This is a genomic window from Pedobacter yulinensis (assembly GCF_003029735.1).
Taxonomy (GTDB): domain Bacteria; phylum Bacteroidota; class Bacteroidia; order Sphingobacteriales; family Sphingobacteriaceae; genus Pedobacter; species Pedobacter yulinensis.
Genome location: NZ_KZ686272.1, coordinates 105,263 through 117,408 on the forward strand (window position 1 = coordinate 105,263; position 12,146 = coordinate 117,408).

The following is a 12,146-nucleotide window of genomic DNA, read 5'->3' on the forward strand; positions in this document are numbered from 1 at the left end:
TTTTTGCCCGGGCAGCAAAGTTTCTGCAGGCCGGTGATTTTAGCCTAAAAATCCTACCTTTGTTTTTTGATGAATTTCCTCTATCCGGGTTTTCTTTTTGCACTCTTTGCGGCAGCCATTCCGGTCATCATTCACCTGTTTAATTTCAGAAAATTCAGGAAAGTCAATTTCAGCAATGTTGCTTTTATTAAGGAAATCGAGGAGCGGAATGCCTCACGCGAAAAGCTAAAGAACCTGTTGGTTATGGCGGCACGCATGCTGGCCCTGGTTTTCCTGGTGCTGGCTTTCGCACAGCCTTTCCTTGCCGGCGAGCAAACGACCGGGGCGGCTGTAGAAACCACCGTGAGTATTTATATCGATAATTCGTACAGCATGGATGCCGTTAACAAAGATGGCAACCTGCTCGACGAGGCGAAGCGCCGCGCCAGGGAAATTGCGGCCGGTTATGCGCTGAACGACCGTTTTCAGTTGCTGACAAACGATTTCGAAGGCCGCCACCAGCGACTGTTGAGCCGCGAAGCATTTATTTCCGCATTAGACGAGGTAAAGATCAGCCCGGCCACCCGCACGCTCAGGCAGGTTACAGAGCGGCAACAAGCGGTCTTTACAGGCAGCGGGAACCGCCAGCTATACGTGGTGTCTGATTTCCAGCGCGGTTTTGCAGATGGGGGGCCACTGCGAGTTGATTCGACCGTGCGTGTCGCCTTTGTGAAACTGCGCGCAAATGCCCAGCCTAATGTGGCTGTAGACAGCGTGTGGACCGCATTCCCGGTTCACCGCCCGGACGCTGCTGAAAAACTGATTGTCAGGTTGCGCAATTATGGCAATGCGCCGGCACGCAATGTTCCGCTGCGTTTAACTATAAACGGTGCGCAGAAGGCGGTGAGCAGCGTTAGCATTGCCGCAGGGAAGAGTGCCACAGATACCCTGGCTTTCAGTGGTCTCAGGGCAGGCTGGCAGCAGGGCGAGCTGCAGATCAAAGATTTCCCGGTGACTTTTGACGACCGTTTCCTTTTTGCGTTCGAAGTCAGGTCGGGGCAGCCCATTTTGCACATAAAAGGGCCCCAAGCGGGGCCGCAGATGGCCGCGCTGCTGGCTTCAGAGCCGTTTTTCAAAACTACGCCAGCAGCTGAAGGTGCAATAAACGCCTCAGCACTGGACCAGTACAGCCTGGTTATACTGAACGCCCTGGAGCAACCTTCTGACGGTCTGGGCCAGGCTGTGAGAGGCTATGCCGACCGCGGCGGAGCGGTACTGGTCATTCCTGACCTCAGCGCAAAACCGCAGGTATACACCGATTTTTTGCGCGCACTCGGCCTGCCGGGAATTTTAGCGCTCGACACAACGGCCACCCGGGTAAGCAGCATTGATCTGCGGCATCCGCTGTACCGGAACGTGTTTGACGATGTACCCGGAAAACTCTCACTGCCTGAGGTAAGGCGGCATGTCCGACTGGAGGGTAGCGGCGCATCCAGGCAAGACATTCTATCCCTGCCTGGCAACCAGCCTGCCTTCGCTGTCTTTTCGCGTGGCCGAGGAAGCATTTACCTGAGTACAGCAGGCTTCGGTGCTGCAGATGGTGATTTTTCCCGGCACCCGGTTGTTGTACCACTCCTCCTGAATATTGCCCTGGCTTCGGGCAGGCAGCCGGCGCTGTATCATGTGGTGGGCCGCGATGCTTCCCTGCAGGCTCCGCAGGCTGGGCTGTCAGAGAAAATGATGCCGCGCCTGGTTTCGGGCAGCGGCGAACTGATTCCGGAACTGCGGCAGGAGGCGGGGCAAACTGTCTTGCACATTGCCGACCAGGCCCGCGAGCAGGATTTTTACAGCCTGCGTACGGCGGCGGGACGGCTTGCTGAATATGCCTTCAACACCGGCCGCGGCGAATCTGACATGCACTATGCAGACAATGCTTTGCTGCGCAGTCTCGGAAGCAAACAACAGATCAGACTCATCGATATGGGCATCGACTCGCTTGCGGCCGGCGTGGCCGGGCAAAATAACCGGGTCGAATTATGGAAACTTTGCCTAATTTTGGCCCTGGCCTTTATCGCTGCAGAAATCGTTTTAATCAGATTTTTAAACCACTCAGGAAACAAGAAAGCTTCATGAACCTTCTTTTAAAAAACGTCATCATCACCGACCCCGGAAACACTTACAATGGCCAAAAAGCAGATCTGCGCATTGAAAACGGCCAGATTACAGCAATCGGGGAGCTGACAAAGACCGACGGCGAACAGGAGATTGACGGGAAAGGCGGATTTTTGTCAGCCGGTTTCTTTGACCTGAACGCCGCCGCCGGCGATCCGGGTTTCGAAACGCGTGAAGATATAGACAGCCTGATCGCTGCCGCCCGCGCCGGCGGATTTACAGGTGTAGCGGTCATGCCGCATACGGCACCCGTTGTTCAGTCCAAGTCGCAGGTTCAATACATCTGCAACAAGGCCCGGGGCGGGGTTACAGACATTCACCCGGTAGGGGCATTGAGCCTGGAGCGGGAAGGCAAGGAACTGGCCGAATTGTATGACATGCGCCAGGCGGGTGCCATCGCCTTCTCAGATGGCGACAGGCCTGTGAAAGATGATGGTTTCATGAGTCGCGCCCTGCAGTACCTGAAGGGTTTCGATGGCCTGCTTATGGTATATCCTGAAAACGGTTCCATAGCCGGTAAGGCCAAAATCAATGAAAGTGCCAACAGCGTGCTGCTCGGTATGAAGGGGCTTCCGGCACTGGCCGAAGAAATGCAGATCTCCCGCGATATTTTTCTTGCGGCCTACAATGAGGCACGGGTGCACATCAGTACGGTATCTGCGGCAGGTTCGGTCGCCCTGATCAGGAAGGCGAAACAGGAAGGGGTGAACATCACCTGCGATGTTGCAGCCCACCACCTGAGCATGACTGAAGAGCTGCTTGCAGATTTTGACAGTAACTACAAGGTGAAACCGCCCCTGCGTGGCGCTGCTGATGTAGCGGCCCTGCTCGAAGGCTTGAAAGACGGCACGATCGATGCCGTTTGTTCGCAGCACCGGCCCGAAGAAATCGAGTTTAAGAATGTCGAGTTCGAAATTGCGCACTATGGCATTATCGGCCTGCAGACCGTTCTTCCGCTCCTGGTACGGGCGGGGCTGGGTGCAGTGCAGATTGCAGAAAAGCTCGCGGCAGGTCCGCGTAAAGTGCTCGGCATTCCGGTACCTGCTGTTTCGGTGGGAACAAATGCCTGCCTGACCCTGTTCAATACAACTGAGAAATGGCGGTACGATGAAGATAACAATTATTCGCTATCGGCAAACTCACCGCTGCTTGGTCAGGAACTGACCGGCCGTGTACAACTAATCTTTAACAACAACCAGCTTTATACCAATGGATAACAAAATTAAAACGACGCTGGCTGCCAGCCTCAACAGGTTTGCCACAGCAGAGGGCCTTGCACCGGGGAACCTTGAAAACGAGTTGACTGCCGCATTCTCCGGCGAAGAGGGATTTCTCGAGAAAACAGCAAAGTTCGATGCCGTGATGGACGAATACCCGCGGTTCGAAGCGTTGCGGGAGGTTTTTTTCGACCTGCTGATGGTAAACTTTTTTGCCAGCGATGTACAGAAACTGGAAGACGACTACCTGGAAAGCGACGAATGGGCTGCCATTGAAGAAGAAACCATTGACCGTGGAACTGAGCTCCTGAACCTGTTGCTTTACATCAGGGAATGCCAGGATGAGGGAATTGATCCAGAACTTGACGACTTTTTAAAAGAATTTCTGCTGGTCGAGGACGACGAGTTCCAGGATGAATTTGCCATTTATGAAAGCCTGATCAGCAATCAGGAGCTGGCAGAAACGAACATCAGGCAGATCTGCGAGGCCTCTGCGCGGGTAGATAAAGGCGAAGAACTCGAAGACCTGTTCGTGCCCTTTCTTGCTTTCTTCCATAACCCCCGCGGCGGCGAGGAAACGCTGGGCGAGCTGGCCGCGCACAGCGGCAATAAAGGTTTCGAGACCGCCGTGTATGCTTTGCTGACCACCTATAACCGTTAACCTCTAAACCAGACATACCATGCAACAAAAGATTATCGAATCTGAAAAAAAACCGACACAGCTGGCGCTTCAGGTAGCTGTGATCTACGCGATTTACTCGCTGATCCTGCTGTACATTTTTAAAGCGATAGGCATCGACACACAGGACAAGAATCTTTCGATCGGTTATAAAGTTCTGAGTACCGTACTGACCTATGTGCCGTTTATCCTGGCCATTTTTTATGCCCAGTGGAAACACAAAAGCGAACTTGGCGGCTTCATGAGTTTCGGACGCGGTTTTTCGACCGGCTTCCGTGTGGCGCTGCTTGCAGGTCTTTTCGGTGCATTGCTGATGCTGTTATATTACCTGGTGCTCGACCCGGGCGCACTTGACCAGATTATGGATACGGCCAAAGCAAATGCAAAGACTGAGCAGGAAGAACAGGCTATAGACATGATGAGCAAGTACATGATTTGGATGATCGTATTTGGCGTGATCCTGTTCCTGGCTTTTTTCGGAACCATCGTTAGCCTGATCGGCGCAGCCATTTTCAAGAAAGAGCGACCTGTGTATATCGATACTGAGAACAACCGCATCGTAGAGGGCTAACCAGTACGGGATTTATACGGAGTCAAAAATTTTCGCGATCTTCGCGGCAAAAGAAATATACTGTTTACGGGAGTGTTCCTGTAAACAGTTTTTATATTAAAAATGGATATATCTGTCGTCATACCGCTCTACAACGAAGATGAGTCATTGCCTGAACTCGTCGCCTGGATAGACCAGGTTATGCAGGCCAACCGGTTCAGTTATGAGGTATTGCTCATAGACGACGGCAGTACCGACCGGAGCTGGGAGGTGATCGCTGAGCTCAAAGAACAGTATCCGGCAGTTAAAGGGATCAAGTTCAGACGCAATTATGGCAAGTCTGCTGCGTTAAACGTTGGTTTTGCGGCTTGCCGGGGCAATGTGGTTATTACCATGGATGCAGACCTGCAGGATAGCCCAGATGAGATACCAGAACTGTACCGCCGCATTCGCGAAGAGAAATTCGACATCATTTCGGGCTGGAAGAAGAAACGGTACGATCCGGTTACCAAAACCATACCGACTAAACTTTTCAACGCCGCTACGCGGAGCATGAGCGGCATTAAACTGAACGATTTCAATTGCGGCCTCAAAGCCTACCGGAGCGATGTGGTCAAGACAATCGAAGTGTATGGAGAGATGCACCGCTATATCCCCGTTATTGCCAAGTGGGCAGGTTTCAACCGGATCGGCGAGCAGGTGGTTGAACACCGGGCCCGAAAATACGGGACGACCAAATTTGGTTTCAGCCGGTTTATTAACGGTTTTCTTGACCTGCTGTCCATTTTTTTTGTGGGCAAGTTCAGTAAAAGACCGATGCACTTTTTCGGAACGCTGGGCGTACTGAGTTTTTTTATCGGCCTGATTATGGCCTTGTGGATCATTGGCGAAAAGCTGTACCACTTGTCTGCACACATCAGTTACAAGCGTGACATTACCGATCAGCCGCTTTTCTACATTGCGCTGGTGGCCATCATCGTGGGCTCGCAGCTGTTCCTGACCGGCTTTATTGCTGAGCTGGTGTCCAGAAATGCACCGGAAAGGAATGAATACCTGATCGAGACCACCATTGATTAACTGACAGATTAATCAGCAAACCGTGTTTTTTTCGATTATTATTCCGCTTTACAATCGTCCGCAGGAAATTAACGAACTGCTGTACACGCTGACCCGGCAAACGTATATGCAGTTTGAGGTGTTGGTTATTGAAGATGGTTCAACCCTTGATGCCCGGCAGATCGTCGAGTCTTATGCAGGGAAGCTGGACATCCGTTATTTTTATAAGGAAAACGAAGGACAGGGCTTTACCAGGAACTTTGGCTTTACGCATGCCCGGGGCGACTACTTTATCGTGTTCGACTCTGACTGCCTCATCCCGAAGCAGTACCTCGAAAAGGTGCGGAATTACCTTTTTGAACATGAACTAGACGCTTACGGCGGCCCCGATGCCGCACACAAAAGTTTTACACCGGTCCAGAAGGCCATCAGTTACGCCATGACCTCGCCGTTTACTACAGGCGGCATCAGGGGCAATAAAGAACACATCGGGCAGTTCCATCCGCGCAGCTTTAACATGGGGCTGAGCAGGGAGGTCTGGGAAAAAACAGGTGGTTTTATCCTGACTAGGCTGGGCGAAGATATTGAATACAGCATCAGGATCCATCAGAGCGGCTTCAAGATCGGGTTGATCCCTGAGGCGCACGTTTACCACAAGCGGCGCACCAGTTTCGGCCAGTTTTATAAACAGCTGCACTTCTTTGGCCGTGCACGGATCAACATTTACAAACACTTTCCGGCTGAGCTGAAGGCAGTTCACTTTTTTCCGGCCATTTTTACGCTCGGGCTGGCGACGGTGCTGCTCATGCATGCTATTTATCTGCCTCTTGCTTATCTGGGCGATGCGCTTTTCAGTATTTACTTTTTGTTGATATTTTTTCATGCGCTGCTGCAAAATAAATCGCTGAAAGTTGCATTTTTGAGCGTAATTGCGGCTTTCACACAGCTGGTCGCTTATGGTTTTGGTTTTATTCAAGACTTTTTCAAAAGAGTTGTGTTTAAATAAACATGATAGAGTTTTTAAAGGAAAGCACATTTGCTGTTAACGAAGTGATTCAGCGCGCCTGGGGCATTACCAGGAAGCATTACCTGTCTATTGCCACACTGTGTTTCCTGATGTTTCTCACCTCGAGCGCGAGCAGCCTGATGGCTTTTTTCCTGAACGAAGTGAGCCGGCCCCTCAGTGTGCTGATGGTGTTCCTGTTTATCCTGATGTATTTCACGATCAACCTGTCGCTGCTGCGGTATATTTTTCACCTGCTCGACAATGAGGAGAATGATGTAACGATAGTGGGTACCATCCCGACCAAGGTGCAGATCGTACGGTTCCTGATCGCCACGTTGTATTTCATGATGTGCATTATCGGTGTATACCTTTTGGTTACGCTCGTGCCGTTCCCGATCATTCTGCTGCTCATCAAGACGCATGTCATTACGACCCAGAAGACCATTCACCTGATCTCGGGCATCTTTATTTCGATCGGTATCCTGGCTATATTTATTACCTGGCTGCGCATTTCCTTTTTTCCTTTTTTCATCCTGGATAAGGGAGCACAACCTTTCGAATCGATCAAGCTGAGCCTGGCTACGACCAAAGGTAATTTTACAAAGATCCTGCTGCTGTTGCTGGTGCTGGGCGGTTTCCAGTTGCTGTACCTGGCCTTCAGTTACCTGCATTGGCCCATTGTATCATTCATCATCAATGTGCTGAGCTCATTTATCATTGTGCCGCTGTCTGCCGTATCCCTGACGGTGGCCTACCGCAAAATGATGCAGGAGTACAGGGGCGATGCACGCCCCGACATCCTTCATAACATTGTTTAACGCACTCTGTTTACATAACAGCGGAATTGCCGCGCCTCAACTTACATTTTAAACATGGGACTAAAAGCAAGTCTGAGCAAACCGCTGGCCGCCTTCGTGGTGAGCCGGATCAACAGGTGGAAAAACAACGCGGTTGCAGCCCAGGAAAAAACACTAAAAAAACTGGTTGCCCAGGCAAAAAATACCGCCTTTGGGCGGGATCATGATTTTGCCTCGATCAGGAACCATGCTGACTTTCGTGTTCGGGTGCCGGTTCGCGATTATGAACAGCTGCGGCCTTACGTTGACCGCGTGGTGGCCGGCGAGCGCGACGTCATGTGGCCCGGCAAACCGCTGTATTTTGCAAAGACCTCTGGCACGACCTCTGGTGTAAAATATATTCCCATCTCAAAAGAGTCCATGCCCGAGCACATTCGTGCGGCGCGCAACGCCCTGCTTACCTATATCAATGAAACCGGTAAGGCTGGCTTTGTGAACGGTAAAATGATCTTTTTGCAGGGAAGTCCGGAGATGACAGAGAAAAACGGCATTTCGGTGGGGCGGCTTTCGGGAATCGTTGCCCACCATGTACCGGGTTACCTGCAAAAAAACCGCCTGCCCTCTTACCAGACCAACTGCATTGACGACTGGGAAGAGAAGGTAGATGCCATTGTGAGAGAGACGCTGAAAGAAGACATGACCCTGATATCAGGTATACCCCCCTGGGTACAGATGTATTTTGATAAACTGACCGCCGCCTCGGGCGGAAAACAGATAAAGGATATATTTCCGAATTTCGGCCTGTTTGTATACGGTGGTGTGAATTTTGAACCTTACCGTGCAAAGATCGAAGCCAGTATTGGCAGGCGTGTAGACGCAATTGAAACCTATCCTGCATCTGAAGGTTTTATTGCCTACCAGGACTCGCAGTTTGAGAAAGGGTTGCTGCTGCTGGCCGATGCCGGCATGTATTATGAATTTATTCCCGCTGCAAATTTTTACGATGAAAACCCGCTACGCCTGAGCCTGGCCGATGTGGAACTCGATGTAAACTATGCCCTCATTTTGAATACTTCGGCCGGGTTGTGGGGTTACAGCATTGGCGATACGGTTAAGTTTGTGTCAAAGTCGCCATACCGCATCGTTGTAACAGGCCGTATCAAACATTTTATCTCGGCATTTGGGGAGCACGTGATCGGCGAGGAGGTGGAACAGGCCCTGCTGGCCGTTGCAGCTGAGGAACAGGTCGGCATTACCGAATTTACGGTGGCGCCGCAGGTTAATCCGCCGGCAGGCGAGCTGCCGTACCACGAATGGTTCGTGGAATTTGCCAATGCACCTGCAGACCTGGAGGCCTTTTCCAAAAAGGTAGACCTGGCTTTGCAAAAGAAAAATATTTACTATTTTGACCTGATTGAGGGAAAGATCCTTCGTCCGCTGGTGATGCGCAGTCTTTCAAAAGATGCCTTTGTCAGTTACATGAAGCAGGAGGGGAAACTTGGCGGGCAGAACAAAGTGCCAAGACTGAGTAACGACAGGAAGATCGCCGATGCGCTTGTCAATTGGGTCCTGTGAGCGCTATAAAAAATTTGAATTTGAAAAACATTGCAATATTAGGTGCCACGGGCTCGGTTGGAAAACAGGCACTTGAAGTGGTACGCGGCAATCCGGACCGGTTTAAGGTCCGGGTGCTGACCGCACAAAACAGTGTAACGTTACTGATTGCGCAGGCGCTCGAGTTTCGGCCTGATGTGGTGGTGATCGGTTATGAACCGCATTATGCGGCATTGAAAGACGGCCTTGCAGGTACCGGAATCGAGGTGTTATGTGGCGAAGCTGCGCTTGCCGAAGCGGCCGCCTGGCCGGAAGCCGACACCGTGCTGACTGCCCTGGTTGGTGCGGCAGGCCTGAGGCCCACCATTGCCGCCATAGAAGCGGGGAAAGACATTGCCCTGGCCAATAAGGAAACACTGGTGGTTGCCGGCGAGCTCGTTACCGCGCTTGCTGCCGAACATCAGGTGCGCATTTTGCCGGTAGACTCTGAACATTCTGCCATTTTCCAGTGCCTGGCCGGCGAAAGCGGCAATGAACTCGAAAAGATTATTCTGACCGCATCCGGCGGACCGTTTCGCGGCAAGAACCGGGAATTTCTGGCCAGCGTTACACGTGATGAGGCCCTGCGGCATCCAAACTGGGTCATGGGTGCAAAAATAACCATCGATTCGGCCTCGCTGATGAACAAAGGACTTGAGGTCATTGAAGCCAGCTGGCTTTTTGGCCTGCCGGCCAACCAGATCGAGGTGGTCGTACACCCGCAGTCGATCGTGCATTCGCTGGTGCAGTTCACCGACGGCTCGCTTAAAGCACAGCTGGGCCTGCCCGATATGAAACTGCCCATTCAATACGCGCTCGCTTACCCGCAGAGAATAAAAAACGATTTTCCGCGTTTCAGTTTCTTTGAATACCCGGAACTCACTTTCAGCAAACCCGATATGCATACATTTCGTAACCTTGGCCTGGCTTACACGGCACTCGGCAAAGGAGGAAACCAGCCCTGTGTGCTGAACGCGGCGAACGAGGTTGTGGTGGCGGCATTCCTTGAAAAGAAGATCGGTTTCCTGGAAATGAGCGATGTGGTGGAAAGGTGCATGGACGACCTGCCGTTTATCGGGCAGCCCTCGCTATCGAATTATTTAGAAACTGATGAACATACCCGTATCTTTGCCGCTGATCTGGTAACAAAGCAACAAAGGGTACATCTAATTTAAAACAAAAAACAAAAGAAATTTATGAATGGATTGGTTATGGCGGGGCAGTTGCTGCTTGGATTATCAATATTGGTTATCCTGCATGAGCTTGGACACTTTCTTGCAGCACGCGCCTTCGGTATCAAAGTAGAGAAGTTTTACCTGTTCTTTGACGCCTGGGGTGTGAAACTGTTCAGTTTTAAAAAAGGGGATGTGGAGTACGGTATCGGCTGGCTGCCACTTGGCGGTTATGTAAAAATAGCCGGCATGATCGACGAGTCGATGGATACCGAGCAGATGAAACTGCCGCCCCAGCCCTGGGAATTCCGTTCCAAACCTGCCTGGCAGCGATTAATCGTGATGCTGGGTGGGATCATTGTAAACATCGTTGTGGGTATCGTGATCTTCTGGATGCTGACCTTTAAATACGGCGAAACCTTTATTCCGAACAGTTCTGTGCAGCACGGTATTCACCCGGGCAGCATTGGCCGCGAGGTAGGTCTGAAAGACGGCGACAAGGTTATTGCCATCAACGGCAAAAAAGTTATTCGTTTTGAAGAGGTCATCAGTCCGAAAGTGCTGATGGGCAACACCACCCTGACGGTGATGCGCGATGGCAAGGCCATCAACATCCGCGTGCCTGATAACATGCTTAACCAGGTATCAGACCTTGGGTTGGCAGAGTTCATCAGTCCTGACCCGCGTATCAGTACGCGGATTCGCGAGGTAGCCCCCGGAACCCCTGCCGCTAAAGCGGGTATAAAAGCGGGCGACCGGCTGCTTTCCTTTAACGGGAAACCTGCGTTGTTCAGGGACCAACTGACCGATCAGGTACAGCTCGCAAAAAATAAAAGTGTTCCGCTTGTTGTAGACCGCGCCGGGAAACAGGTTACACTGAACGCCAAACTGGATAATTCCGGCACCTTCGGTGTGGCCTTCCAGCTCGACGAAATCAAAATGCAGACCCTTAATTATGGATTTTTCGAGTCGCTGCCAATTGGTGCAGATAAGGCCTGGAAAACCTTCAGCGACAATGCAAAGGGCATCTGGAAAGTGATAACAGGTAAAGTGCAGGCTCAAAAAGCATTTTCCGGACCAGTTGAAATTGCACGCAAGATTTATGGAGGCGAATGGATCTGGGCCCGGTTCTGGGCATCGACAGGATTCATCTCTATCGCTCTGGCCTTTATGAACCTGCTGCCGATTCCGGCGTTGGATGGCGGGCATGTCGTTTTTCTCCTGATTGAAATGGTAAAAGGCAAGCCGGTCAGCGATAAGTTCCTGGAACGCGCCCAGATAGCGGGGTTTGTTATTTTACTTTCGCTCATGGTCTTTGTACTCGGGAACGATATTTTCAAAGCCATTATGGGTAAATAACATGGAAGATTACTTTAGGTTTTACGGGTTTCAACCAGCCTTCAACCTGGATGCAGCTGCTGTAAAAGCCAGGTTCTTTGAGCTGAGCCGCAAATACCACCCAGACTTTTTTGCGAACGAAAGCCCCGAAAAACAGGACGAGGTGCTGCAGTTAAGTACTCTGAACACCAATGCTTACAAAACGCTGAGCGATCCGGCCAGGCGCATGGCCTACCTGCTGGAATTAAAAGGCGTGCTGGCGGCCAATGAAAATTATGTATTACCCCAGGCTTTCTTGATGGACATGATGGAGGTGAACGAAGCCATCATGGATCTGCAGTTTGATCCCGACCAGCAAAAGGCCGGCGTGATACGCGGGCAGGTTGCCGCGATCGAGAAAGAGATGCAGGAAGAGCTCGCCGCATTGACCCGGCAATACGATGAAACAGACGATGGCGCCGTTCAGTCCGGGCTGCTGCAGGCAATCAAAGACCTGCATTACCGCTTAAAATACCTGGTGCGTATGCAGGAGAACCTGGCAAAGCTTAACTAGGGTACTTTTTCAGCACCGCAAGGTGATATAGCAA

Annotated in this window: 11 protein-coding genes; all 11 read left to right on the plus strand. The window is 51.4% G+C overall.

Translation table 11 applies throughout. From position 1 onward, the window contains the following. Positions 1-69 precede the first annotated feature (69 nt). The 11 genes from C7T94_RS18165 (at position 70) to hscB (ending at position 12,112) form a co-directional block, all read left to right on the plus strand. Entirely contained in the window at positions 70-2,112 is a 2,043-nt protein-coding gene (locus C7T94_RS18165; RefSeq protein WP_107217332.1) for a BatA domain-containing protein, read from the plus strand. After that, a complete protein-coding gene (locus tag C7T94_RS18170) occupies positions 2,109-3,368 on the plus strand; it encodes a dihydroorotase (RefSeq protein WP_107217333.1) in 1,260 nt (419 codons plus the stop codon). Before C7T94_RS18165 ends, C7T94_RS18170 begins: the two co-directional genes overlap by 4 nt. Continuing rightward, positions 3,361-4,029: a hypothetical protein gene (locus tag C7T94_RS18175; protein WP_107217335.1), complete on the plus strand. Its 669-nt coding sequence runs from the start codon at positions 3,361-3,363 to the stop codon at positions 4,027-4,029. The genes C7T94_RS18170 and C7T94_RS18175 overlap by 8 nt, the downstream gene beginning before the upstream one ends. A gap of 19 nt (positions 4,030-4,048) precedes the next feature. After that, a complete protein-coding gene (locus C7T94_RS18180; protein ID WP_107217337.1) occupies positions 4,049-4,618 on the plus strand; it encodes a DUF4199 domain-containing protein in 570 nt (189 codons plus the stop codon). Positions 4,619-4,720: 102 nt separating this feature from the next. After that, the gene (locus C7T94_RS18185) at positions 4,721-5,674 is read left to right on the plus strand and encodes a glycosyltransferase family 2 protein (protein WP_107217339.1); all 954 of its coding nucleotides are present in this window, start codon (positions 4,721-4,723) and stop codon (positions 5,672-5,674) included. A gap of 22 nt (positions 5,675-5,696) precedes the next feature. Next, on the plus strand, positions 5,697-6,659 hold the full coding sequence (locus C7T94_RS18190; RefSeq protein ID WP_107217342.1) for a glycosyltransferase: 963 nt from the start codon (positions 5,697-5,699) through the stop codon (positions 6,657-6,659). 2 nt (positions 6,660-6,661) lie between these two features. Next, complete coding sequence (locus tag C7T94_RS18195) at positions 6,662-7,477, plus strand: hypothetical protein (RefSeq protein WP_107217344.1); 816 nt, start codon at positions 6,662-6,664, stop codon at positions 7,475-7,477. A 54-nt stretch (positions 7,478-7,531) separates the two neighbouring features. Further along, complete coding sequence (locus C7T94_RS18200) at positions 7,532-9,031, plus strand: GH3 auxin-responsive promoter family protein (protein WP_107217346.1); 1,500 nt, start codon at positions 7,532-7,534, stop codon at positions 9,029-9,031. Positions 9,032-9,051: 20 nt separating this feature from the next. Beyond that, positions 9,052-10,224, plus strand: coding sequence for a 1-deoxy-D-xylulose-5-phosphate reductoisomerase (locus C7T94_RS18205; RefSeq protein ID WP_107217348.1), 1,173 nt, complete (start codon positions 9,052-9,054; stop codon positions 10,222-10,224). Positions 10,225-10,245: 21 nt separating this feature from the next. Then, positions 10,246-11,580, plus strand: coding sequence for an RIP metalloprotease RseP (gene rseP / locus C7T94_RS18210; protein WP_107217350.1), 1,335 nt, complete (start codon positions 10,246-10,248; stop codon positions 11,578-11,580). Position 11,581: 1 nt separating this feature from the next. Further along, positions 11,582-12,112, plus strand: coding sequence for a Fe-S protein assembly co-chaperone HscB (hscB, locus tag C7T94_RS18215; protein WP_107217352.1), 531 nt, complete (start codon positions 11,582-11,584; stop codon positions 12,110-12,112). Positions 12,113-12,146: the final 34 nt, after the last annotated feature.

Excerpts from the sequence above, each read along its gene's own strand:
- C7T94_RS18165 (WP_107217332.1), top strand. The coding sequence starts at position 70 with ATGAATTTCCTCTATCCGGGTTTTCTTTTTGCACTCTTTGCGGCAGCC.
- C7T94_RS18170 (WP_107217333.1), top strand. The coding sequence starts at position 2,109 with ATGAACCTTCTTTTAAAAAACGTCATCATCACCGACCCCGGAAACACT.
- C7T94_RS18175 (WP_107217335.1), top strand. The coding sequence starts at position 3,361 with ATGGATAACAAAATTAAAACGACGCTGGCTGCCAGCCTCAACAGGTTT.
- C7T94_RS18180 (WP_107217337.1), top strand. The coding sequence starts at position 4,049 with ATGCAACAAAAGATTATCGAATCTGAAAAAAAACCGACACAGCTGGCG.
- C7T94_RS18185 (WP_107217339.1), top strand. The coding sequence starts at position 4,721 with ATGGATATATCTGTCGTCATACCGCTCTACAACGAAGATGAGTCATTG.
- C7T94_RS18195 (WP_107217344.1), top strand. The coding sequence starts at position 6,662 with ATGATAGAGTTTTTAAAGGAAAGCACATTTGCTGTTAACGAAGTGATT.
- C7T94_RS18200 (WP_107217346.1), top strand. The coding sequence starts at position 7,532 with ATGGGACTAAAAGCAAGTCTGAGCAAACCGCTGGCCGCCTTCGTGGTG.
- rseP (WP_107217350.1), top strand. The coding sequence starts at position 10,246 with ATGAATGGATTGGTTATGGCGGGGCAGTTGCTGCTTGGATTATCAATA.
- hscB (WP_107217352.1), top strand. The coding sequence starts at position 11,582 with ATGGAAGATTACTTTAGGTTTTACGGGTTTCAACCAGCCTTCAACCTG.